This is a genomic window from Bacillota bacterium (assembly GCA_040755295.1).
Taxonomy (GTDB): Bacteria; Bacillota; Desulfotomaculia; order Desulfotomaculales; family Ammonificaceae; genus SURF-55.
Map to the genome: position 1 here is coordinate 60,942 of JBFMBK010000012.1, position 23,322 is coordinate 84,263.

24 protein-coding genes and 1 tRNA gene are annotated in these 23,322 nt (G+C 49.9%); 15 read left to right on the forward strand and 10 right to left on the reverse strand.

Features of this window, described 5'->3' with window-relative positions:
- Positions 1-39: 39 nt before the first annotated feature.
- A complete protein-coding gene (hflX, locus tag AB1500_09700; GenBank protein ID MEW6183430.1) occupies positions 40-1,260 on the reverse strand; it encodes a GTPase HflX in 1,221 nt (406 codons plus the stop codon).
- Between the two features lie 199 nt (positions 1,261-1,459).
- Between hflX and AB1500_09705 the strand changes: the two genes are divergently transcribed.
- The 8 genes from AB1500_09705 (at position 1,460) to AB1500_09740 (ending at position 8,689) form a co-directional block, all read left to right on the forward strand.
- Positions 1,460-2,425, forward strand: a complete 966-nt coding sequence (locus AB1500_09705; protein ID MEW6183431.1) for a magnesium transporter CorA family protein — start codon at positions 1,460-1,462, stop codon at positions 2,423-2,425.
- Between the two features lie 63 nt (positions 2,426-2,488).
- Positions 2,489-2,574 (forward strand) — tRNA-Leu (locus tag AB1500_09710).
- 368 nt (positions 2,575-2,942) lie between these two features.
- Positions 2,943-3,707 (forward strand): hypothetical protein, encoded by a 765-nt coding sequence (locus AB1500_09715; protein ID MEW6183432.1) that lies wholly within the window; start codon positions 2,943-2,945, stop codon positions 3,705-3,707.
- Positions 3,708-4,033: 326 nt separating this feature from the next.
- The gene (locus AB1500_09720) at positions 4,034-5,227 is read left to right on the forward strand and encodes a 4Fe-4S dicluster domain-containing protein (GenBank protein MEW6183433.1); all 1,194 of its coding nucleotides are present in this window, start codon (positions 4,034-4,036) and stop codon (positions 5,225-5,227) included.
- A 14-nt stretch (positions 5,228-5,241) separates the two neighbouring features.
- A complete protein-coding gene (locus AB1500_09725) occupies positions 5,242-6,114 on the forward strand; it encodes an FAD/NAD(P)-binding protein (GenBank protein ID MEW6183434.1) in 873 nt (290 codons plus the stop codon).
- Position 6,115: 1 nt separating this feature from the next.
- Positions 6,116-6,892, forward strand: a complete 777-nt coding sequence (locus AB1500_09730) for an oxidoreductase (protein MEW6183435.1) — start codon at positions 6,116-6,118, stop codon at positions 6,890-6,892.
- Positions 6,885-8,174 carry a Ni/Fe hydrogenase subunit alpha gene (locus AB1500_09735; protein ID MEW6183436.1) on the forward strand — a complete coding sequence of 430 codons (1,290 nt, stop codon included), beginning with the start codon at positions 6,885-6,887 and terminating at the stop codon, positions 8,172-8,174. The genes AB1500_09730 and AB1500_09735 overlap by 8 nt, the downstream gene beginning before the upstream one ends.
- Positions 8,171-8,689: a hydrogenase maturation protease gene (locus tag AB1500_09740; GenBank protein MEW6183437.1), complete on the forward strand. Its 519-nt coding sequence runs from the start codon at positions 8,171-8,173 to the stop codon at positions 8,687-8,689. Before AB1500_09735 ends, AB1500_09740 begins: the two co-directional genes overlap by 4 nt.
- Before the next feature lie 5 nt (positions 8,690-8,694).
- Here the strand turns inward: AB1500_09740 and AB1500_09745 are convergent, their stop codons facing one another.
- Complete coding sequence (locus AB1500_09745; protein MEW6183438.1) at positions 8,695-9,333, reverse strand: MBL fold metallo-hydrolase; 639 nt, start codon at positions 9,331-9,333, stop codon at positions 8,695-8,697.
- Positions 9,334-9,464: 131 nt separating this feature from the next.
- Here AB1500_09745 and AB1500_09750 point away from each other — a divergent pair, with 131 nt between their 5' ends.
- On the forward strand, positions 9,465-10,919 hold the full coding sequence (locus tag AB1500_09750; protein MEW6183439.1) for an amino acid permease: 1,455 nt from the start codon (positions 9,465-9,467) through the stop codon (positions 10,917-10,919).
- Positions 10,920-11,617: 698 nt separating this feature from the next.
- On the opposite strand, the gene AB1500_09755 is transcribed toward AB1500_09750, so the two are convergent.
- From AB1500_09755 to AB1500_09770, 4 genes are all read right to left on the reverse strand, one after another.
- Complete coding sequence (locus AB1500_09755) at positions 11,618-11,782, reverse strand: hypothetical protein (GenBank protein MEW6183440.1); 165 nt, start codon at positions 11,780-11,782, stop codon at positions 11,618-11,620.
- Between the two features lie 77 nt (positions 11,783-11,859).
- On the reverse strand, positions 11,860-12,027 hold the full coding sequence (locus tag AB1500_09760; protein ID MEW6183441.1) for a hypothetical protein: 168 nt from the start codon (positions 12,025-12,027) through the stop codon (positions 11,860-11,862).
- A 478-nt stretch (positions 12,028-12,505) separates the two neighbouring features.
- The gene (locus AB1500_09765) at positions 12,506-13,528 is read right to left on the reverse strand and encodes a sensor domain-containing diguanylate cyclase (protein MEW6183442.1); all 1,023 of its coding nucleotides are present in this window, start codon (positions 13,526-13,528) and stop codon (positions 12,506-12,508) included.
- A 19-nt stretch (positions 13,529-13,547) separates the two neighbouring features.
- The gene (locus AB1500_09770) at positions 13,548-14,660 is read right to left on the reverse strand and encodes a nitronate monooxygenase family protein (GenBank protein MEW6183443.1); all 1,113 of its coding nucleotides are present in this window, start codon (positions 14,658-14,660) and stop codon (positions 13,548-13,550) included.
- Between the two features lie 311 nt (positions 14,661-14,971).
- Between AB1500_09770 and AB1500_09775 the strand changes: the two genes are divergently transcribed.
- From AB1500_09775 to AB1500_09800, 6 genes are all read left to right on the forward strand, one after another.
- Positions 14,972-15,640, forward strand: a complete 669-nt coding sequence (locus AB1500_09775; protein ID MEW6183444.1) for an undecaprenyl diphosphate synthase family protein — start codon at positions 14,972-14,974, stop codon at positions 15,638-15,640.
- Positions 15,641-15,835: 195 nt separating this feature from the next.
- Positions 15,836-16,633, forward strand: coding sequence for a GGDEF domain-containing protein (locus tag AB1500_09780; protein ID MEW6183445.1), 798 nt, complete (start codon positions 15,836-15,838; stop codon positions 16,631-16,633).
- Between the two features lie 1,031 nt (positions 16,634-17,664).
- Positions 17,665-18,144 (forward strand): hypothetical protein, encoded by a 480-nt coding sequence (locus AB1500_09785; protein ID MEW6183446.1) that lies wholly within the window; start codon positions 17,665-17,667, stop codon positions 18,142-18,144.
- A 26-nt stretch (positions 18,145-18,170) separates the two neighbouring features.
- A complete protein-coding gene (locus tag AB1500_09790; protein MEW6183447.1) occupies positions 18,171-18,800 on the forward strand; it encodes an accessory gene regulator B family protein in 630 nt (209 codons plus the stop codon).
- Between the two features lies 1 nt (position 18,801).
- Positions 18,802-18,942 (forward strand): cyclic lactone autoinducer peptide, encoded by a 141-nt coding sequence (locus AB1500_09795; protein ID MEW6183448.1) that lies wholly within the window; start codon positions 18,802-18,804, stop codon positions 18,940-18,942.
- 159 nt (positions 18,943-19,101) lie between these two features.
- Positions 19,102-20,796 (forward strand): diguanylate cyclase, encoded by a 1,695-nt coding sequence (locus AB1500_09800; GenBank protein MEW6183449.1) that lies wholly within the window; start codon positions 19,102-19,104, stop codon positions 20,794-20,796.
- Positions 20,797-20,935: 139 nt separating this feature from the next.
- On the opposite strand, the gene AB1500_09805 is transcribed toward AB1500_09800, so the two are convergent.
- The 4 genes from AB1500_09805 to AB1500_09820 all read right to left on the reverse strand — a co-directional run.
- Complete coding sequence (locus AB1500_09805) at positions 20,936-21,082, reverse strand: hypothetical protein (GenBank protein MEW6183450.1); 147 nt, start codon at positions 21,080-21,082, stop codon at positions 20,936-20,938.
- 12 nt (positions 21,083-21,094) lie between these two features.
- On the reverse strand, positions 21,095-21,274 hold the full coding sequence (locus AB1500_09810) for a YtxH domain-containing protein (GenBank protein ID MEW6183451.1): 180 nt from the start codon (positions 21,272-21,274) through the stop codon (positions 21,095-21,097).
- Positions 21,275-21,425: 151 nt separating this feature from the next.
- Entirely contained in the window at positions 21,426-21,599 is a 174-nt protein-coding gene (locus AB1500_09815) for a hypothetical protein (protein ID MEW6183452.1), read from the reverse strand.
- A 188-nt stretch (positions 21,600-21,787) separates the two neighbouring features.
- A partial coding sequence (locus AB1500_09820; protein MEW6183453.1) for an Ig-like domain-containing protein occupies positions 21,788-23,322 on the reverse strand: 1,535 nt, incomplete at its 5' end.

Below are 23,322 nucleotides of genomic sequence, written 5' to 3' on the forward strand. Positions count from 1 at the left end.
GAAGACATATCATTGGATTACCGGTACCGATTAAAAATATCAGTTTCTGAATTCCGCCTTTAGTCTTTCGAGGTCAGCTGCCCGGCCGCGTACCGTTAAGCGCACTCCTTCGGGAAGGTATGTCTCACCCAGCACCCGCAGCCGTTCGCGGAAACGGCTGACTTTCCCCAGACTGTCGAATGGGATGTACAGAGTAATCTCGGTTTCCCGGAAGAGGATTTCCTCGGCGCGCAACAGCACGAGATCAAGACCGGTCCCGTTAAGTGCGGAAATCACAACGCCGTCCTCCGGGAGGAACCCACGGTAAAGATCCATTTTGTTATAGGCCTTTAGCAAACGCTTTTCAGACAGACCGAGTTCGTTCAAAAGGCCTTCGACGGACGATATCTGCTCCTCAATGTGGGGACTTGCAAGGTCAACGACGTGCAGCAGCAGGTCCGCTACCTTAAGCTCTTCGAGAGTGGCATTAAAGGCTTCCTTGAGCTTTGGAGGCAGCTCTTTAATAAAACCGACGGTATCTGTAAGGAGAGCGAAGCGTCCGGAGGGAAGCCGGATGCGGCGGCTTACCGGGTCGAGTGTCGCGAATAGACGGTCTTCGGCTAAAACCGGCTGGTCGGTCCAGGCAAGAGCGTTTAAAATGGTTGACTTGCCGGCGTTGGTGTAACCCACCAGCGAGATGGTCGGAATGCCTTCCTTTTCACGCTGCTTACGAAGCAGGGCGCGATTTTTCCGCACTGACGCGAGTTCCTCTCGCAGGTCATGGATCCGGTCGCGAGCGGTACGGCGTAATACCTCAAGTTTCGTTTCACCGGGACCGCGGGTGCCGATACCGCCTCCGAGGCGCGATAAAACTCCTCCCAAGCCAAGCATTCGCGGGTAGAGGTAAGTAAAGCGCGCCAGGTCGACCTGAATCTTACCCTCGCGGGACTGTGCCCTGCGGCGGAATATCTCTAAAATGACCTGGGTGCGGTCCCAAACCTCAACGTCGCCGAATAAGTCTTCAAGCGCCTTTACCTGACGGGGCGAAAGCTCGCGATTGAATACGACCGCGGACAGTCCTTCTTGCTCCACCTGCTGCTTAACCGCGTCGATTTTGCCCTCACCGAGAAGATAGTTGAGGTCCGGTTCACGGTGCTGTACGACGGTTGCGGCGGCTTCAATGTCGATGTTTCTTAAAAGCTCCTTAAGTTCCGCAAGATCATATGCCGTCTCACTTTCTGTTTTACCAAGCGATAGGTAGCAAATAACACCCGTTTTCAAAGTGAATGCAACGCCTCTTTCTGCAATAATGCCCTTCATTAATAATACCTTGATCAAGTATTCTTGGAAAGCCCTGCCGCAACTTTAGCCCATTTCATGAATTGAACACTTGTCCTGGATTTGCTGTTTTGTTATGCTATCCATAGTATTTAGACAAACAAGGATTTTGTATTTGCTTGTAAAAGGTGGAGGAAGTGTTATGCTTAGGGTCTTCCGGACAGAGGCGGACAAGTTGGTGGAGTTGCAGGGACTGGAGGGAAAGGACACCTGGATCTGTTTGATTGCGCCAACGGAAGTCGAGACCGACGCGGTCAGTCGAAAGACGGGAATCGAGCGCGATTTTCTCCGCCATCCTCTTGATGATGAAGAAAGGCCCCGTATTGAACCAAATTCAGATCAGATCCTGATAATTGTGAAAATTCCGGTCAGGAAAAAACAGGGGGATTCCGTTCTTTACGATGCCATTCCGCTTGGAATAGTCATAACCAAAGATCATGTGGTCACTGTTTGTTTGGAGGATAACCCCCTGTTTTCGGATCTAATAAGCGCCACGGATCACCTTTATACCTTCAAGAAGACGCGCTTTTTCTTGCAGGTGCTGGTGAAGATCGCCGCTTTGTACCTTCGTTACCTTCGTCAAATAGACAAACAAAGCACTGAGCTGCAGCACCGTCTTTCCCGCTCTATGAAAAACGAGGAGCTTTTACAACTGCTCGAGATTCAAAAGGGTTTGGTCTATTTCACCACTTCCTTAAAAGCCAACGGAATAGTGATGGAGAAGCTTCTTCGCACTCATTTGGTGAAGAACACGGAGGGTTCCGGGAGGCATTTAATCAGGATGTACGAGGACGATGAAGACCTTCTGGAAGATGTAATCACGGAGAATAAACAGGCCATTGAGATGAGTACGATATACAGTTCTATTCTCACCGATACGATGGATGCGTTTGCGTCTTTAATCTCCAATAACCTGAATATGGTTATGAAGTTTTTGGCTGCTATTACGATTGTTCTTTCCCTGCCCACAATTGTTTCCAGTTTCTTCGGGATGAATGTGCGGCTGCCTTTCCAGAATTGGCCGTCTGCATTCCTCGGGGTTTTGGGAATCACCGTTGGTTTCTGCGGCATAGCCGCTTACACCCTGGCAAGAAAGCGAATGTTTTAGCGTCGTATCGAGACTTGCCGGTACCAGGATGCTGTGTTATCATATGAGTTGTATACAGGCCGAGCCGAAGTGGCGGAACTGGCAGACGCGCACGACTCAAAATCGTGTGGGTAACCCCCGTGTGGGTTCGACTCCCACCTTCGGCACCATAAAGACTGAAGAATCCGCTTGCCGCGAGGTTTTGCGGATTTTTGCTTAATTAATACCATCAACAGCTGGAGAGACGGTAAGAGACGGTTATCTGGAAAAAAGACCCTTTACGGTCTAGAAAAGTCTGCCTGTGAAGACAATGTTTCCTGGAAGCTGATTTGGGAAGGCAGGCGCCCATAACCGAGGATTCAGGCAAGAGAAATAGTATAATAGCCAAATACAAACAAGAGAAAAGAGAAAAACGAGAATTGTCATGGTCTTACCATCATGTTATAATGCAGGTAAAATACGCCATTACAACATACGTTTATTTTTCGCGTAAGAATCTTGGTAATAATATCAATCTTACCTGCGAGGATACAGCATTATGGTTTTTATGGTTTCTTATATCATGGAGGCAAATATATTTTTTAGACCTGACGGCACCGAATACATCTGGGATATAGATGCGGGAGACTGGCAGAAAACCCAACTGGGCTGGTATTCCGTCTACATATACAATCTTTATAAAGACAACGATCTTCAAAAGCTTGTAGAACTGACGGGAGTTTCAAACGAGGACGATATGATAAAGCCGGTCACATGCGTCAATTCGCTGACGCTCGGCATGGCTGCGGCCAGGGGGAAAGCAAGGACCAACCGCCAGCCTCACAGCTTTCCGGGATGGGCGATGGCGCAGTGGGGGAGGCTCTGGCTGGAATGCAAAGTGGTTCCCATAATGCACCCGAGGCTGGGATTGGGGTGGATTGCGTCCGCGCCTACGCTTTTCCATGCCGCGGTTATAGAAACAACGTTTAGTTTTTTACACGGCTGGAAAGGCAAATTCCGCATCTGCCGCTGGTGCAAGCATCTTTTTTACGGAAACGGGAAAAACGAAGCCTGCTCCGAGTGCCGGAGGACAAGCGGCAAGGAGCACAAAATGCGCGAACGTTTTGTGAACCTGCTCTATCAGCATAAACATGATTGCGGGGATAAAGAAGAATTGAAAAGGGGAATAGACTCTTTTGTTCAAAAGGCGAGGGAAGAAGACACGGAAATAAGACCGGTTGTGCAAGAGTACTCGGATTTTTGCCGGATTAACGACATGCCTATGAAATGGGTGCAGAAATATAGGTATTTTTTTACGGAGTAGAAGGTTTTCGTGAAAATATGGAGAATAAAAACTCTTAAGAGAGAACTGACAGCAATAAGGGTTTCGAGAAAAATTCCCCTTGAAGAATGGGGTAGGGGGGTGGAGCAGTTGCAAGACTGCTCCCTTTTTTATGTTAGACCGCTGCCGGATCGGATATCCTAAGCGTAACTATTCAGCCGCTTAGTGTTTCTCAGACCCGGCGTTCATATATAAGCTTGGTCAATCGGGAAGTGAGAAGTGTGAAGTTGGAAGTGGACAAGTCGCCGCGCCCGACAACCAGGACACCTGAATAGTTACTCTCAATCCTTTATGTTGGAGGGAGAAGCGTGCCGGAACCATCTCTGAAAATCGGAGGTCAGGTGGTAATTGAAAAAGAGGATTTCGGGAAGCTTTTTGACCTTCTCGCAGGAATGGGCTACCGCATAGTAGGCCCCACCGTGAGGAATGGCGCCATAGTCTACGATGAGTTGACCTCTGTTGATGAACTGCCTGTCGCCTGGACGGACGAGCAGGAAAAAAGCACCTACCGGCTGAAGCAGCAGAAGGAGAAGGCATATTTCGATTACGGCCCTGGGCCTCAGTCCTGGAAGAGATATCTCCACCCGCCGGCGGCGCGTTTGTGGCGGGCGGAACGTGAGGATGGCGGTTTTAAGACCGAGGTCGGCAGTGAAGAGATACCCAAATACGCTTTTATAGGTGTGCGTCCGTGCGACCTGCACGCCATGTCCATCCAGGACAAAGTCCTGACCGGCGGAAAGCACGAAGATACCGCATACTCTTTACGGCGGAAGAAAGCATTCATTGTCGCGGTAAACTGCCGAAAGGCGGGAGGTACGTGTTTTTGTGCCTCGATGGGAACCGGTCCGAGAGCAACCATAGGTTTTGACCTTGCTTTAACCGAGGTGATCGATGGTGAGCGGCACTATTTTGTGGTAGAGGCGGGCACCGATAAAGGCGCGGAGGTTCTCCGCGGGATTCCATACAGGGAAGCCGGTGAGCTGGAAAAAAAAGCGGCGAGGGAAACCGTGGAGAAAGCGGCGGGAGAAATGGGGCGGGAGCTCGACACGACCGGTATTAAGGACATGCTGTACCGAAACCTTGAACACCCGCGCTGGGACAAGGTTTCGGAGCGTTGCCTCACCTGCGGGAACTGCACTATGGTATGTCCGACCTGCTTTTGCACGACGGTTGAGGATTACACCGACCTGAAAGGAAAACACGCGGAACGACGGCGTAAATGGGATTCCTGCTTTACAACGGACTTCTCGTATATCCACGGCGGCAGCGTCCGCTCTTCGGCCAAATCGCGCTACCGGCAGTGGCTTACGCATAAGCTCGGTTCCTGGATCGACCAGTTCGGCAGTTCGGGATGTGTGGGCTGCGGTCGTTGTATAACATTTTGTCCTGCCGGTATTGACATCACCGAAGAGGTCAAAGCCATCAGGGATGAAACCACGGCGGAAGTTAAGGTTGAGAATTCGGCACGCCCGGAGAATACGGATGACCGGCCGCGGCTGTAAAGGACGGGAGCGGAATGGCTGACTTGGAACGTGAAAAGCGCACGACGATGAACTCCGAAACCGCGGAACCCATGGCAGCGCACTTATACCGCGTAAGGCGAAAGCAGCGGGAAACCGGCGATACGGTCTCCCTCGAAATAGAGCCGGTAAACGGGATGGGTATACGTCCGTTCCGGCCCGGTCAGTTCAACATGCTGTATGCATTCGGCGTCGGCGAAGTGCCGATTTCCATCAGCGGCGATCCTGCAGCACCGGAAAGGCTGGTCCATACCGTACGTGCCGTGGGAACGGTGACGGAAGCGATCTGTACACTGGGTGGCGGTGACACGCTGGGAGTGCGCGGCCCTTTCGGGACTTGCTGGCCGGTGGAAGAAGCGGCCGGTCGTGATGTTGTCGTTGTAGCCGGCGGAATCGGACTGGCGCCGCTTCGGCCGGCGCTGTATAAGATTCGTTCCGCCAAAGACAAATATGGCGGGGCGGCTGTGTTGTACGGAGCACGCAGCCCGGAAGAGATCGTCTACCGCAGGGAACTGGAAGAGTGGCGAACGGGGAACGACCTCGATGTTCTAATCACGGTGGACAGGGCATCGAAAGAATGGGGAGGCAGGGTAGGCGTCGTGACGACGCTGATCTCCGAGGTGTCGTTTGATCCTCCAAACACGGTGGCTATGATCTGCGGTCCCGAGGCGATGATGCGTTTTACGGTGCTGGAGCTGCAGAAACGCGGGGTAACCGAGGATAACATCTATATCTCCATGGAGAGAAACATGAAATGCGGCGTCGGTTTATGCGGGCACTGCCAGTTGGGTCCGTTTTTCGTTTGTAAGGACGGGCCCGTTTTGCGCTACGATGTTATTAAACCGTTTTTCGGAAAGCGAGAGATCTGAGATGGCCGACAAGCCTAAACCGAAACTGGCCGTTTGGAAATTCGGCTCCTGTTCGGGGTGCCAGCTGGCGCTGCTTGACCTGGAAGACGAGCTGCTCGACATTGTGGGTGTCGTGGATATCGCGCACTTTCCGGAAGCGACACGAGCCGCGGTTAACGGGCCGTACGATCTTTCGCTGGTCGAGGGCTCCATTACTACGCCTCACGACGCCGAGCGGATTCAAAAGGTGCGCCGTGAATCGAAGTTCCTGGTCGCCGTCGGCGCGTGTGCGACTTCCGGCGGTATCCAGGCGCTGCGCAACTTCCGGGACGTGAAAGAACTCGTATCCATCGTGTATGCTACACCGGAGTACATCAGCACCCTCGATAAGTCGACACCGGTCGGTGAACACGTTCACGTTGATTACGAGCTTCGCGGCTGTCCCATCAACAAGAAGCAGCTTGTCGAGGTGATCAGCGCCTTCCTTCACGGACGGAAGCCTAACACGCCGCCGCACAGCGTCTGCATCGAATGCAAGCAGAGCGGTATGCCCTGTATCATGGTTACACAAGGTGTTCCGTGTCTGGGACCTGTAACACACGCCGGTTGCGGCGCGCTTTGCCCGTCATACAACCGCGGGTGCTACGGGTGTTTCGGCCCGATGGAGACGCCGAACGCTGAATCCCTGAGCCGGCAATGGGAACGCCTCGGTGTTGAGAATAAGGATATTATCCGCGCGCTCCGTACGTTTAACGCCGGTGCGGAAGCGTTTCGCAAAGAGAGTGAAGCCCGTGAGTAAGACGCTGAAAGTAGATTACCTTGCCCGCGTCGAAGGGGAAGGCGGGCTTCTTGTAAGGGTCAAAGACGATAAGATTGCCGAGGTGAAACTCAAGATTTTTGAGCCGCCGCGTTTCTTTGAAGCGCTGCTCCGCGGGCGCAAGTATTCCGAAGCTCCGGACATAACGGCCCGCATCTGCGGGATCTGTCCGGTGGCCTACCAGATAACTGCGGTGCGGGCGCTGGAAGGAGCATTCGGGATTGCCGTTGGGGAGCAAATACGGGCGCTGCGCCGTCTCATTCACCTCGGCGAGTGGATTGAGAGCCACGCCCTGCACGTCTATATGCTGCATGCTCCGGATTTTCTCGGGTATGAGGATTCGATTCAAATGGCGAAGGATTATCCGGACGTCGTGCAAAGGGGCCTGCAATTAAAAAAGGTTGGGAATGAGGTCGTCGCCGCCGTAGGCGGCAGAGAAATACACCCCATTAACGTGCGCGTGGGGGGGTTTTACAGATTGCCCGAAGGGCGGGAACTCTTCCCGCTGGTCAAACGTCTGGAGTGGGCGAGGGAAGCGGCTCTGGAAACCGTCCGGTGGGTGGCTGCTTTCCCTTTTCCGCAGTTCGAAAGGGATTACACGTTCGTGGCCCTGAGACATCCGCAAGAGTATCCGGTAAACGAGGGGCGGATTGTCTCCAACAAAGGGCTCGATATTTCCGCGGACCGCTACGACGATCATTTTGTAGAGGAGCATGTGCCGTACTCGAACGCACTCCAGTCGGCGTTAAAGGAAGGCGGGGAGTACCTGGTCGGCCCGCTGGCCCGGTATAATCTGAATTATAACCGCCTGTCCGGTGCGGCACGCGAAGCGGCTCAATCAGCCGGACTCGCCGGCATCTGCCGCAACCCGTTCAAGGGCATCATCGTGCGCGCTGTTGAAACCCTTTACGCCTGCGACGAGTCGCTGCGAATCATATCGAATTATAAGGTGCCTCGGATGTTGCATGCGGCGGAAGTAAGACCGCGGGCGAATACGGGATACGCGTGTACCGAGGCGCCGCGCGGTGTTTTGTACCACCGCTACCGTATTGATGACGACGGCGACATAGTCGACGCAAAAATTGTCCCGCCGACCGCGCAAAACCAGAAGAGCATTGAAAGCGACCTCCGGGAGTTTGTAAGTCGGAATCTGAATCAGCCTGAGGAAAAGCTGGTATGGCAGTGCGAACAGACCGTAAGGAATTACGATCCGTGTATATCCTGCGCAACCCATCTGTTGAAACCGAGTGTGGTGAGGGAATGATGGCTGACGGGAACGAGAACAACCTTATGGACGGAAGTCCGGTATTGGTGATCGGCGTCGGTAATGCGTACCGCGGTGACGACGCGGCAGGTCTCATAGCCGCGTCCAACATAAGAGAGAAAAACCTTCCCGGCGTTAAAGTAGTGGAGGAGAGCGGGGAGGGGGCGGCTCTAATGGAACTCTGGAAGGAACAGGATGCGGTCATCCTGTTCGACAGCCTGCGTTCGGGCTCGGAACCGGGGACGATCCAACGTTTTAGAGCTGGCGCGCAGCCCGTTCCGAAGGATATTTTCCATTATTCGACCCATCTTTTCGGCGTTGCTGAGGCGGTAGAGCTGGCACGCGCTTTAGACCGGCTTCCACCCCACCTTATCATCTACGGCATTAAAGGCAGAAATTTTTCCATGGGGCCCGAACTCTCTCCTGAAGTGGAGGAAGCGGTTCCGGAAGCGGTAAGGCTTGCGATGGAAGATATCCGGATACTACAATCGCCTGAGCGGCCAGGGCCGAATTAACGTTCTCACGACTGTAGCCTGTCCAGCAGCACGATCGTGCTTTCTGCGGGCAGGTTGTCCGGGGTCAGCTCAAGGAACGGCCTGCGCTCGACAGTGCCGAAGTGTTTAAGAAAGCCGTCCGCCGGGGCCACGGAGACGTTAAGGCCGGGGATCTTGTAGTGCATCGGGACGGCGATCCGCGGTTTCATCTCTTTAGTAAGGGCAGCCGCTTCGTTCGCGTCAATCGTGTAGGTGCCGCCTACAGGAATCAGCAGAACGTCTGCAAGCCCGATTTCCATCAGTTTGTCCGGCTCAAGACAGTGTCCGAGATCTCCCAGGTGGCAGATTTTTACCCCGTCCGTTTCAATAGTGAAGACGGTATTGAGGCCCCGCCTTTTCCCTTTTTCGTTGTCATGAAAGGTGGCGACCCCGCGGATGTTTATGCCCTTCGCCAAGTGCGTCCCTGTTTTATCAACAACAATAGGCTTTCCCTGTACAAGGCTGACGGCGTTGTGGTCATGATGCTGGTGGCTTACGGTCACGACATCGGGTGCAACCGGGGGAACGCGAAAACCTGTGTCTTCGTCGTACGGGTCGGTCATTACCTTTATCCCGGCACCGGTAACAAGAAAGAAACATGAATGTCCGAACCATTTAATCCGCATTTAAATTACCTCCAAGATATTTTGCTATGGTATCCCGGGATGGCAGCCGCTACTCGCTGCTTTGTAGTTGTCCGTATTGCGGTGCAATATTTTCTTTTGTCATCGTGTTCATAATATAGAAAGAAAGGTGGTTGGACCAAATCATATCCGGCATCCGGCGAAAAAAACCTTTGCAGGAGCTTTTAAAAGAAAGAGATACCAGTAAGCTTTCCCGCATGCTCGGCCCACTGGACCTGGTGGCGTTAGGCATTGGGGCTATCATCGGCACCGGAATTTTTGTTCTTACCGGTGTGGCTGCGGCGCAGTATGCCGGTCCAGCCCTGATACTTTCGTTCCTGCTGTCCGGGGTGGCAGCCGTTCTTGCGGCGATTACCTACGCGGAACTGGCGGCCATGATCCCGGTGGCCGGCAGCGCGTACACGTACACTTACGCTTCATTGGGGGAGTTTGCCGCCTGGATCGTCGGTTGGAACATAGTATTGGAGTATCTTGTGGCTGCCGCTGCTGTTTCCATCGGGTGGAGCGCATATTTCACCGAAGCTTTTCGAGCAATCGGCATCGCGTTTCCGTCTGCCTTAACCGGCCCGCCGGCTGCCGGCGGCATGATAAACCTTCCTGCGGTGCTGATAGCTATAACCGTAACCGCGCTTGTCACCGCCGGCACGCGCGAGAGCACCACGGTCAACAAGGTGATCGTGGCTATAAAAGTCGGCGTCGTATTGTTTTTTATCATTTTGGGTGCCGGACACGTCAACCCGGCCAACTGGCATCCCTTTTTCCCTTTCGGTTATCCGGGAATAGCGCACGGAGCCGCCATTATATTCTTCGCTTATATCGGTTTTGACGCCGTGGCTACCGCTGCCGAGGAGACGAAGAATCCCCAGCGCAATCTGCCGATTGGAATCATCGGGTCACTGGCGATCTCAACAATCCTCTACATCCTGGTCACCGTCGTTCTGACGGGCCTGGTTGCTTACAGACAATTAGACGTCGCCTCGCCCGTCGCTACGGCGCTTCTCAAGGCGGGAGTGACGTGGGCGGGCGGGATTGTTGCCGTCGGGGCTCTTGCCGGCATCACCTCGGTTCTTCTGGTGCTGGTCTACGCTCAGACCAGGGTATTCTACGCCATGTCGCGCGACGGTCTTCTGCCGGGGGTCTTCAGTAAGGTACATCCGCGGATTAAGACACCCTACCTGAGTTCCATTTTTGTCGGGGTCGGAATAGTAGTCATCGCGGGCCTCGTTCCGATAGGCATCGTGGCGCAGCTTGCCAATATCGGGACGCTTACCGCCTTTGTCGTTGTGGCCATAGGTGTTCTTGTGCTTCGTAAGACGGATCCGGATGCCAATCGTCCTTTTAAAGTACCTTTTTCACCCTATTTACCATTGTTGTCTTTAGCTTTTTCGCTTTATCTTATCTTCAGCCTTCCGCCTCTTACATGGGTGCGATTTTTGGTATGGATGGCGCTCGGAGTAGCGTTATACTTCATGTACGGTAAACGCAAAAGCGTCCTTGCCCTTAAAGCAGACCTACCACGGCGGCGCCTCATAAGTTCCCCTGCTGGAAAACCTCGTCCCAAATCGTGAAGAATTTCAAACGCTGCCGTTTCCAACATGTAACTTTGCTGATATATTCCACGTCTGAAATTCAATCCCTTTATGTTTTAAAAAGCTTAATAACGATTTTGACTGCTCCAATGCAATAGCCTTTGCGTAAACGTCACTGACAGGCGCGATAGGGCAGAGGGATGAGTGTCTTGTCCTTAAAGGTGGTATTTTACGTCCACCGCAGTCCTGGAGCAATACAGACTTAATGGTATTATTTGGTTGTGGGCGGATGCTTGCAGGTTGATTAGTTTATCAAGCATTTCCGGAAGGGGTGTTGTGTTTGACCGGTCGCTCACTTTAGAGAGTTCAGGCTAAACATATAAAAATGAATGTTAAAGGAGGAGGAGGAAGAGGGCGGTGACAGGCAAATTCTTTTAAGAAAAAATGGACGCGATTAAAAAGAACTTCCGCTAATAAGTATTATGTCAACCAGCGTTGATAAATCCCTGCCCCCACAAGGGTTAGGGCCGCCGGCTTTCCGCCTCTTATTAGCATGTTTTTGGAGTGCATTATAAACGGCTATTCACCCTGGCTTCTAAACGCCTCTTTCGCGACTGACATTTTCGCTGCTTGACATAATAGGAATCCCTTTTGGATCCGAATTAATAAAACGTGCTCCAGAATGGCCTACAAGGCCCCTGTAATTCAAATTTAAGGGTAAATATACCTACCAGGCCCTAAATGACCACGTACAGGCCGATATCGTCGTAATAACGGCAAAACTTCTCTTCAAGGCTTCCATGGGTATTTTTAAGGTAGGAAATGAAATCGACTATGCTTTCAAAATGCAGGTCTTCATGGATTATGACCAGGCCCTGAACTATATCTATATCAAATTGCATAAAAAGAAACACCCCGGAGGTTTCGTAATCGGGGTGTTTTGTTTAAGGGATATGATTACTAAGCATGAAGCATGGTATTAGTCCTGGTTAATCTTCTTCCTTTTCTTCCAGACCTGGCCTACGAAAGCCACAGCCACTCCTACTGCCAGCCAGAGAACGCCGAGCATAGGATCATTTTTGACAAATTCATAGATGCCTAGCAGCACGCAAAGCAATCCTACCAACCAGGTTAAACAGATTATCATATTAGGACAACAACTCCTTTCAAGAATTTTTAAAACAATTCGACAAAAAATATAAAATTCCTCCAACATATTTAAATTTTAGATAATAAAATTAAACGGCCCCGATGTTATAGTGCCATTGATTGCGGGTGCTTCCTATCGAAGGCGACGAGGCTCTAAATGGCATTATGTAAACCAACCTCGGGAGAAAATGTTTCCGCAAATCAGGTTAAGATGTTATGTTAAGCAATTTTGGACTTTAACGATATGGCCGCATTCAAACGATTTCGGTATTTAAACTGCAAGTTATTATTGGTTGTTCTCGGCCCTACCCTCTCTCCTGCTCAGACATGGCATTGCAGCGTTATGTAAACTATTCTTATTGCGCAGTTTATCGGCGCTTCCGACGTAGGAGTGTTTGAATAAAAAAGGCCTTACAGGATGCCCTGCAAGGGCTTCGTACCGTTAAAAACCGGCGGCTATGCGAATAAAGGTGCCTTCAGAGCGAGAAACGCACGCAGTTTTTTCCGGCGGCTTTAGCTTCGTACAAGGCTTCATCCGCACGCCGGATTAGGGAGTCCACGCTTTCAATCTCTTCCGCTCTTAAAACCGCCACGCCGAAGCTTGCGCATATGTTTATCTGATTGAACCCGGGAAGATGTAGGGATTGAGCCCGTAACGCCGCATGCAGGCGTTCGGCTATTCTTATGGCTTCGTCGGCGCCGGCGCCGGGAAGGCAGAGAATGAATTCTTCACCGCCGTAACGTCCCACGAAATCATAAGAACGACTTTTCTGAGTCAGGAAAGAGGCGAATTTCTTTAAAACCGTATCACCTACCTGATGGCCGTATGTATCATTGAAAAGCTTGAAATCGTCGATATCGGCCAGGATTATCCCGAGGGGTTTATCTTCCCGCCGCGCCCGGTTAACCTCTTTCTTCAGTTGACTCTCAAAGGCCCGGCGGTTCAAAACCCCGGTGAGATAGTCGGTGGTCGACAGCAACTCGGCACGTTTGCGTGCCATTTCTTCCTTCAAGTTAGACAATACCAGATTGCTAAGATCGATAAAGGAGTCATAAGTGGTTCCGGCCAACTCTTCGTAAGCGACCTTAATCTCCTCATAGGCAAGTTTAAGGTCTTCATACTCTTTGGTCAGCGTGTCATAAGTCTCACCGTTTTCTTGCCTGGAGGCGTCGTGAATTATGCACAGAAGCAAGTCCTCTCCATCTATGCGCGTGCTTCGCGAGATGATTTCTACAGGGAAAATACTGCCGTCATTGCGGCGGTGCAGCATTTTTTCAACCTCTGCCTGTTCGGCAGCCTGGGCTATATGGGCCGGCAGGTCGAATTCCGTTTCGGGAGCCCATATATCCTGAAACAAAAGAGCGAGTAATTCTTCGCGTTCATAACCGTAAGTGGCTACCGCGGCATCGTTGGCTTCGATTATTATACCTTCATAACGGACAAGCAGGATGATATCCCTGCTGTGCCGGAAGAGATGATTGAAAAGTAGCGAATACATTTGATCACCAGCTTTTTATCTATTGACAGATTTCAACGGCATTCCATGCCCGTTTCAGTGCATTCCTATACTCATCCAAAAGACTGCCGAACAGTTCTCTGACCGATATGATCTTTTCCGCCCTATAAGCGTTTTGTCCCGCAAACGCAAATCCGTGCTTGAGATTACCCTTCTGGGCGTTGATTAAAACCAGGGCGATGCAATAGGGACTGTTTTTGCAGTCGCAGGTTTTAATACAGTGGTAGGCGCACTGGAACGGTTTCTTCTTTCCGGTCTTGATATCCTCAATGAACTGATTCCTTATAGCCCTTCCCGGCATTCCAACGGGGCTTTCTATAATCACGAGATCGTCCTTCGACGAGTCGAGGTAAGCCTGTTTAAAGTTCAGTGAGGCGTCGCATTCATGGGTGGTTACGAAACGGGTCCCCATCTGAACTCCCGACGCTCCCAACTGCAAAAACTTGAATATGTCTTCCCCGGTGTATATCCCTCCTGCCGCAATTACCGGTATGGTTTTGCCGTTGGTTTCTCCAACCTGTTTTGTTTCCTCGATTACCTCCGGTACCAGTTTTTCCAGCAGGTAATTCGGATCGCCGATCTGTTCCTTTTTAAAACCGAGGTGTCCTCCCGCCATCGGCCCTTCGACGACGATAGCGTCAGGGAGATAATTGTATTTCCCCAGCCAGCGCTTTATTATGGCGCCTGCCGCCCTCGCGGAAGAAACGATGGGAACAAGCTTGGTCTTCTTGGATCCGCCTAAAAACTGCGGCAGGTTCAAGGGCAGCCCGGCCCCGGAAAAAATAATATCTACTTCTTCCTCGACAGCCGTCTTTACCATGTCGGCGAAGTTGGTCAACGCCACCATGATGTTGACTCCGAGAATACCCCGGGTTAGTTCTCTTGCCTTTCTGATCTCTCTTCTTAAGGCGCGGATATTCGCCTCGAGAAAATTCTTTCTAAAGTCCGGTTCCAGCATTCCGATGCACGCGGTGGCTATAACGCCTATCCCGCCTTCGTTCGCCACCGCCGATGCGAGCCGTGACATAGAGATTCCTACGCCCATACCTCCCTGAATTATTGGGATCTCGGCGGTCAAGTCTCCGATCTTCAGTTCCTTAATCTTTGGATTCATCTACACTATCCTTTACCTTGAAAGAGTATACTTAACCTCTTGCGGCGATATAAAACAATTTGGGTTAAGATAACTATTTTCAATTCGACGCTTTTCTTTCATCTCCTGCCTGCGGCGAAAAACCGTTTAGAAACTATCGCTGCCTGCTCTAATGCCGGCACGTATTACGTTTATTAGTTCTTATGCAAAGTAAAGGTAAAAGAATCATAAAATGACCTCCAAAAAGACCTGCAAGCCGGCCGCGTATTTCGAAAGGCTTTAGTAATGAATATCATTCCCAAGGGAAATCTTATTTAAGAGGAGGGAGTTGTATGGCCGTTAAATTTCGACGTCTTCCGCGGCATATAGGAATCATCCCGGATGGCAACAGAAGGTGGTCAGTACAAAACGGTCTTCCAAAGGAAGCCGGATACAGAGTGGGTCTGGTTCCGGGCTTAATGCTGTACGAAATGGCCTTGGAACTTGGCATTCAGGAAATCACATTTTACGGCTTCACGCAAGATAACACAAAACGACCGGCAATTCAAAGAACGGCGTTTCAGAAGGCATGTGTGGACGCTGTAAAAATGCTTGCGGATAAGGACGCGTCATTGCTCGTGATAGGGGATAATTCTTCGCAGTTGTTTCCTCCGGAGCTTGTTCCCTTCTCCCGAAGAACCACTTTCGGCAGGGGCTTGATCAAAATAAACTTTCTGGTTAACTACGGGTGGAAGTGGGACTTGAACCATGCGTTAGGATCTGCTGATGCCGACAGCAAGACGCTGAAAAGTTTGGTTAATAAAATCGCTTCATCGGATATTTCTCGTGTCGATCTGATCATACGCTGGGGCGGTCGCCGCAGACTCAGCGGATTCCTCCCCGTTCAATCGATATACGCGGATTTTTATGTGGTGGAGGAATTATGGCCGGACTTCAAACCAGAGCAATTTTATGAAGCTTTGAGCTGGTATGAGGTGCAGGATGTGACCCTTGGCGGTTAATTTTGCGAGAAAGATTGGCAATCCAATACAAAATCTGCTCTATGCCAATAAAGACGGGTTGAAGGTTATAACCTTCTTGTTAACTAATTAAAATAAAAAAGATGCAACTTTAGAAAAAAAATTCAAAACTTATGAAGGAATGTGGCGATTAATGTCGAAGTGCACTTCCAAAGTAGACACCGGGAGGATAATCTCTTGCTCAGGCCCTTTGTGCTTTCGAGCGATGCTATAGGTCTGGTGTCGGACATGCTTCTGGAGGGAGCGTTGCTCACTTGGGTGGGTGTTTCCATTTATATGTCGACACGGTTTTTACGCGATCGAGGCATGATTATCCTTCTTGTCGCGGGTTTAATCTCTTTTGTGGTAGGCGCAATCGGTAATATTTATGATCATATTCACCCGGTTGGGTTATGGCAGCACGTATTTTTTGTTGATTTCGCGCACTGCGGCGGATATATATTCCTGAGCTCAAGCGTAGGGTACCTAGTGGTTAGATATATGCGTCTACACGAAGCGCTTGAACGCGAAGCACTGACCGATTCTCTAACGGGACTGTATAACAGACGTCACTTCTACCAGCGGCTCGAAGAAGCGATAGCCAGGTACCAGCGTTATGGGGAACCTTTTGGGGTGGCGGTTTTAGATGTGGATGAATTGAAAGAAGTCAACGACAGGTACGGTCATCTGAAAGGCGATGAAGTGTTAAGAGAAATCGCCCAGGCTCTGAGCTCTGTGGTGAGAGCCACGGACAGTGTCGCGCGCTTCGGCGGTGATGAGTTTGTTGTCCTTTTTTCGGGTGCGGCTAACGAAGAAGGGGTTATTGATCGTTTATTAAAAGAAATGGGAAAATGCTCGAAGACGGCCAGCATCGGCGTGTCTTTCTGCCCGAGGGACGGCACTACGGGTGATGAGCTGGTGGCCTTGGCTGACAGGCGAATGTATGAGGATAAAGCAAAAAAGGATCCTCAAAAGAACAACAAAGAACAACTATGAAGAAAAAGAACGAAATGTGTAAAGGAATAGGAATAAGTGTCGATTATGTATAAAGAAACTCAAATCTAACCTGCAAATCTAACCTGATCGAAGATTTCAGGAATCTGTACCATATAAAAAACGGAAAGAATGCGATATGAGAGACGCAGTACTCATCCGCTGGTACAGATTGCTAAAAAAATTACAACCCACCTCCGGCTGACCCCGGTAAAACCCGGGGTTTCTTTTTTTGAAAACGAAACCCCAGATTCCCATAAATCCTATATGAGTATTAAAAACTGTATTAAAATGATGTTTAAGGTTTCGATTTTCCACGCTCATTAGAAAGTAACAAGAAATCAGAAGGAATAACACCTTTTTTGTCAAAGGACTGCTAATGTAGAAGTTACCAGAAGAAAGAACAACTTATTTAGTAAGGGGCTAAGTAGGATTGTGACACATGAAACAATACCCGACCTTTTGTATGCCTTGTTGCTACAAGATTTCCCCGAAAGCCTGGTCGTTGTGTTATTCGTCTTCAGCCTTTTAAACCTGCGTTTGCGGGATAAAAGAGTGATAATTATCGCCATTCTAATGACAATTTCTAACCTTGTACGCCTACTCCCCATTGCAAACGGGATGCACTCGGTGGTAATAACTATCCTGCTGGCAATGTACACGCGGTTTTTTACCGGAGTCAAATTAAGCAGGATTTTTTTCTCCATTTTGATTTGCGCTTTCATTACTGAAGCATTAACGTTTACGTATTCCGATCCACTTTTAAAAATTACCGGCATACCCTACGAAACCGCTTTCGCCAATCCGTTTTTGAGATCCGCGTTTGCCCTTCCTTACGAGATAGTGCTTGGTTTGGCGGCTTTATGGAAGAACCATTATAACTGTAAAAAGGGACTTTTATCCGCGATACAGAAAAACGAATAAGTAAATTATTACATTTACAAGTAAATATCAGAAGGGTAAACATAAATTATGTCGAATAAGGGCTTAATGTAAGGTTTACCTCTGAAGGAAATGCTTGCATAAGGAGGTTGTTGGCCATAGTTCATACATCTTTTCCAAACGAGCTTTATGCTCTCCTGCTTCAAGATTTTCCGGAAAATCTTGTGATGACATTATTTGTTTTCAGTATGTTAAATCTACGGTTATGGGACAAAAGAGTCATCGCCATTTCTTCATTACAGAGCGTGACGAACCTTATACGCCTTTTACCCATAGCAAATGGACTCCATTCAATCATTCTGCTTATATCACTAGTTATTTATACACAGTTTTTTACTAATAAAAGTTTAAGCAAGATTTTTGCTGTTGTTCTAATATTATTCATCATCGCGGGAGGGTTAGAGCTCACTTATTCCGGTGCGTTATTAAAACTTACCGGTCTATCTTACGAAACCGCTTTCGCCAACCCATTTTTAAGGGCAGGTTTTGCTCTTCCTTACGAAATAATTCTATTATTGCTATCTTTAGGTAAAAACTATTATAATAATAGAAAAGGATTACTCACACATTAATATGCTAATTTAAGGAAGGTGTTAACTTGTCAGGGTTTAATTTTGTACGCCCCGCCGCGAGTTATTTAAAAGAAAAATTAAGCCTAACTACAGAAGAAGAAGAAATTGCGGTTTTCGGTATGCAATTAATCATTTATGCCTTGACCGGGGCAGTATCCGTGCTTGCTATAGGATGGCTCTTAGGGTGTTTCTGGACTACCTTGACAGTTTTTATGACTGTTGTTGTTCTGCGTCTTCCGTCCGGTGGAGCACATAGCGGTTCCCCGTTAGTATGCGCCATAATAGGAATGGTTGTCACTCCTGCCCTTGGGAAGTTGGCTCAAATGGCCGCTCCTTTTTTCAATTTTTTTAGTTTATCCTTGATCGTTGTCTTGGGTCTCATTTCATCCGTAATCACTTTCAGCCGCTTAGCTCCAGTGGATTCTCCGGCTAAACCGATCACAGATACCACACACCGAAGAAAGCTGCGGTTTTACTCGATATTACTTATATTTGTTTTTGCGGTTGGACAGTGTTGGCTTATATTTAACGGGAGGGCTTTTGATCTTGTCTGGGCCGTAAGCCTCGGTCTCTGGTGGCAAGCCTTCAGCCTGACCGGATCAGGACACCGGTTTGCCGTTTTTACAGACAATTTATTAATGAAAGGAGGTGAATAGGATGAAGCGTCTCTTCTACTCTTTGTTTTTGCTGCCGGTGGTTTTCAATATTCTGGTTGCTGTTGCGCATGCGGGAATTAGGCCAGCTTGTAATCTGTGGGTTTGGCATCAGCCGGAGGTGCCCAAGTCTTTGAGGAAGTAAGTTAGCAGAGGGGGGAACAGAGGCTGTGCCCGGCGCCTGGGCGAAACGTGTTACACTACTTTCTGGGGATGAGTCATTATAGCTGTTTGCCCGGGCGCCGGGAAGCGGTAATACGCGCAATCAAAAAATTAAAGCTGCTCAGCCTAACAGGAGAACGACATGCGCGAATGGGAAGAAAAAAGAGCCGAGGATTTGGCAGAGTACATTTTAATAACGCAGATCGTCTCTCTCTTGCTTTTTTCAATGATTATAGCAAGTTTCTTCAATCTTAAGCTGGGATCAAACCTTAAGGACATTTACAAACTCTATCCTTTTCATGCACTTTTTCTTTTGTACATATTCGTTTATATTTTAAATCGATTTTTTTCGAGAAATGCCTTACCGCCCAAGATAGACGAGATACTTTTAGTGGTCATCACCTTATCCCTTACCTTCGGTTTCTTGTGGTACAGCAAGGATTTTTTCGCCGCCAAGATCTTAATTATTATTCCCGCGATCATCGCCGCAACCGCTTTCGGAAAGTATGCAGGGATCGGTGTCGCCGTCATATCCGGCGCGCTTCTGTTTTTTTTTGATTACGGAATGCTTCATGCTTTGCCGGATATCGTTTTTCAAACGGACCTCATTGTTGGCAGCGTAGCCGCATTTTCGGCATGGATCATGGGCGGTTTGATGGAGATAGAAAAAAACACCCAGCGCGAACTGATTAAGCTTGCGGATTACGACCATCTGACCGGCTTGTACAACCACCGTTATCTTCAGGAAAAACTGGCGCTATCCTTACAAAAAGCCGTTTCTGAAAAAGCTCCTGTCTCCGTTATTATGTTTGATATCGAGCAGTTCCGGTACTACAACGCGGTTTGCGGTTATCAAAAAGGCGACGACATCCTGACGGTAATAGGCAAGACGCTATTAGCGAAGGTTGAGGAGCCGTTTTTTGCGGCGCGGTTCGGCAGCGACGAATTTGCGGTAGTCTTTCCGGGTTTAGACAAGGATGATGCCCTGAAGAACGCGGCGGAACTTGATCGGGAAATCAGGGCGCGGGTTATGGAATTTCTTAGCGGCAGTGAAAAGTGTTCAAAACCGTTTACTATCTCGACGGGGTTCGCCGGGTATCCCGGCGACGGCGATGAGGCGCTGCCCCTGATCCGTACGGCGGAGAACGACCTGTTCCGGACAAAATACAGCCGCGGTAAACCCTACCTCTATCAATCGGTATTAAGCGAGATCAGCACGCTGAAAATCAAGGACGCCTTCCCCACCCTTCAAACCCTGGTGACGTTGATAAACACTAAAGACAAGTACACCTTCGGGCATTCGGAGCGGGTAATGTCTTACTCCCTTGCCCTTGCGGAGAAACTTAAGCTTTCCGAAGAGGAGAAGGATTTCTTGCGGTACGGCGCCTATCTTCACGATATAGGGAAGATAGAGATCGAAACCTCGATCTTGAACAAAGAGGGTTCTTTGGACAAGGATGAATGGACGATAATGAAAAATCACGCCGTGTACGGCACCGGAATAATCCAGCCGTTGGCGGCCTTCAAAGAAATAGTGCCGGTTGTCCGGTTCCACCACGAGAACTACGACGGTTCGGGTTATCCCGACGGGTTGCGCGGCGAGGAAATCCCATTGCTCGCGCGAATCCTGCGCATAGCTGACAGTTTCGACGCTATGACCACCGATCGGCCTTACCGTAAGGCATTAAGCTTTTCTGAGGCCTGCCGCGAGATAGAAAGGTGCGCCGGGCGGTTTTATGACCCATCGCTGGTACCGGTGTTTCTTGAAGCCGTGGAAGACGTTTTCGAAGCGGTTAAAGATGTCAAGGAAAGAAAGCAGGTTACCGATCTCGAATAAAACTGCATAACACTCAATGTCACCCCTCTCCCGCCTTACCAGTTCCGGATGTGTGCAATTCTACGTTTCTTTTACTGAAGCACCTTTTGAGTATCGCAGGTTTATGGGGGTGATATTTAACGCTTTAATCCAATTAAGCCTATTCGGTTTTACTGAAAGCAAGCATCCCAAGTCCGATCATCACCAGGGAAAATACTAGTAATACGGCGACATCTACAGGTATTGTCCTTGCTACCACGAAGGAGCGTGACGGTGAGCCGGCGAAGATGACGTTGCGCAGGCGCAAAGCATCTCTACCCTACCGCATTAGTTCGGCCAGTTTTGTTATTCCTTTTACCATCCGCTGGGCTCGATTCGTACGTACTACTCTATGTCGACGACGGACCGCCTGTTTTTCGTTGTCGTCATCCATTAACAACGCCGCCCCGGCGACTATTCCGAGGAGGCTCCCGGTGATCAACCCGCGCCAGAAGGACATCGCTTTCCACCTCCGCTTTATGTCAAAACCTTATGATACATAAAGGCTCATCGTTATGCCGGCTTAACATTGCACGTGGAACAGCCCGAAATAACCTTGAACCTTGAACCTTGAACCTTGAACCTTGAACCTTGAACCTTGAACCTTGAACCTAATACAACGCCTCGTTAGCGGGGTCAAATCTTTCAAGGCAACCGTCTTCGTCGATATCGAAGACCTGCACCCCCTCTTTATCGAGGCGGTATTCAATGCAGCAATCCCAGCAGAAGTAGTGTTCAACCCCGACCTTACCTGTAGCCCTGCCGCCGCAAATCGGGCAGTCCACGTTTTTAACCTCCTTGATTCGAACATCTTCCACTTCTGAGTGTTGCCGGATATCACCTCTATTATGCCCCGGCTTAAAATAAAAAATGCCGCAAAGGAAAGAGGGGTCGGCCGTTAGGATGGCAAACCCCCTGTTTTACATCTTCAATCACCTTTATCTAGATGGTGTATAAGCAAAGTCTAACCATATCATGCGTTTATCTGCTTAAAGAGGCGCAGAATCATACTGGCGGTTTCCGCCCTGGTGATATCATCCTGCGGGCGGAAGGAGTTATCCGGGTGGCCGCCGATAACCTCTTTTGCCAAAGCTACGGCTACAGCCCTCTTTGCCCAGTCCGGAATCTTATTGCTGTCGGTAAAGCTAAGGGTCGCCGGAGCGATGGGACCGAATTTATCTTCGAGCACACGTGACATTAACGCCGCTTCTTCCGTCCTGGTGATAAGTTTTGAAGGTTCAAAGGTCAGGCTGCCGTCAAGATGCGGGTAACCCCTGATCAGGCCTTCCCTGGCGGCGGCTGCCGCATCCGACCGCGCCCACTCCGGAATGCTGCCGGCATCCTTAAACTTCTGCAGATCCTGTTCGGTTCCGGGGGATGTTTTCAGCGCCCGGACCAGCATGCATGCCGCTTCCAGGCGGGTGATTTTTTTATCCGGCCGGAACGTTCCGTCCGGGTAGCCGGAGATGATTTCCTGTACACACAGTTGTTGTACGGTCTCCTTGGCCCAGTGGTCATTCATATCAGTGAAATCACAGAAAGGAGGAACCACAGTCGTCTCTATACCGGTCGTAAAGCTAAAGGCATAATCCTTAGCCAGTTTATTACCCGAAGTATCAGCTATTGAGCCGGCGGGAATAGATACCGTGTAAGTCTCGTTGTAGTGCAGATTTCCAGCTGGATCCATTGTGAGCATAGAGCCGCTGATGCTTTTGGAGAAGGCGGTATCCTTGCCCTGGGCGTCCCGTAATATAATCTTCCCGTATGCGGCTACGTCACCCTCCTTGATATTCTCGTCAAACGTAACTGTAATGGTCTTGTTTTCTCGCACATCTTTAGCCTTGTCCATCGGATCGGTGCTTTTAACCTGCGGCGGGGTTGTGTCCCCACTAGAGTCACCGCTGCCTCCTCCGCCGTTGCTCTGGGTGGAAAAATCGAAGGTGTAAGAGCCTGCGAGGGCGTTATTCGCTATGTCCTTCACCGCAGCGGCTGGAATGTACACGGAATAGCTGGTGCTGTATGCAAGGTTGACGGACGGATCTATGGTTAATACTTTCCCGCTTATGTTGCAGGCACGGGACACTGTTACCGTACCTGCCTTAAGCGTAATATCGCCGAAGTTGGCGTCTTGCAGCACGTTTTCGCTGAAGGTCACGGTGATGGTCTTGTTGACCGGAACGCCGGTGGCGTTATTCGCGGGGTCGGTGCCGGTCACGGTCGGCGCTGTAATGTCGTTCTCTTGTTCGGTCGTAAAGCCGAAGGTATAGACACTTGCCAGAATGTTGTCGGCGGCGTCCTTTACGGCGCCCGCCGGAATGGTTGCCGTAAAAGCGGTGTTATAAAACAAATCGGCATCCGGATTAATGGTCAACACTTTGCCGGTTATGGATTTGGTTGCCGCCACGGTGTTATTGCCGGCGTCCTTAAGCGCGATATCGCCGAAGTTGGCGCCTTGCAGCACGTTTTCGCTGAAGGTCACGGTGATGGTCTTGTTGACCGGAACGCCGG

Coding starts and splice junctions, on each gene's coding strand:
- AB1500_09705 (MEW6183431.1), top strand. CDS start 1,460: ATGCTTAGGGTCTTCCGGACAGAGGCGGACAAGTTGGTGGAGTTGCAG.
- AB1500_09715 (MEW6183432.1), top strand. CDS start 2,943: ATGGTTTTTATGGTTTCTTATATCATGGAGGCAAATATATTTTTTAGA.
- AB1500_09725 (MEW6183434.1), top strand. CDS start 5,242: ATGGCTGACTTGGAACGTGAAAAGCGCACGACGATGAACTCCGAAACC.
- AB1500_09730 (MEW6183435.1), top strand. CDS start 6,116: ATGGCCGACAAGCCTAAACCGAAACTGGCCGTTTGGAAATTCGGCTCC.
- AB1500_09740 (MEW6183437.1), top strand. CDS start 8,171: ATGATGGCTGACGGGAACGAGAACAACCTTATGGACGGAAGTCCGGTA.
- AB1500_09745 (MEW6183438.1), bottom strand. CDS start 9,333: ATGCGGATTAAATGGTTCGGACATTCATGTTTCTTTCTTGTTACCGGT.
- AB1500_09755 (MEW6183440.1), bottom strand. CDS start 11,782: ATGCAATTTGATATAGATATAGTTCAGGGCCTGGTCATAATCCATGAA.
- AB1500_09760 (MEW6183441.1), bottom strand. CDS start 12,027: ATGATAATCTGTTTAACCTGGTTGGTAGGATTGCTTTGCGTGCTGCTA.
- AB1500_09765 (MEW6183442.1), bottom strand. CDS start 13,528: ATGTATTCGCTACTTTTCAATCATCTCTTCCGGCACAGCAGGGATATC.
- AB1500_09770 (MEW6183443.1), bottom strand. CDS start 14,660: ATGAATCCAAAGATTAAGGAACTGAAGATCGGAGACTTGACCGCCGAG.
- AB1500_09775 (MEW6183444.1), top strand. CDS start 14,972: ATGGCCGTTAAATTTCGACGTCTTCCGCGGCATATAGGAATCATCCCG.
- AB1500_09795 (MEW6183448.1), top strand. CDS start 18,802: ATGAAGCGTCTCTTCTACTCTTTGTTTTTGCTGCCGGTGGTTTTCAAT.
- AB1500_09800 (MEW6183449.1), top strand. CDS start 19,102: ATGCGCGAATGGGAAGAAAAAAGAGCCGAGGATTTGGCAGAGTACATT.
- AB1500_09810 (MEW6183451.1), bottom strand. CDS start 21,274: ATGTCCTTCTGGCGCGGGTTGATCACCGGGAGCCTCCTCGGAATAGTC.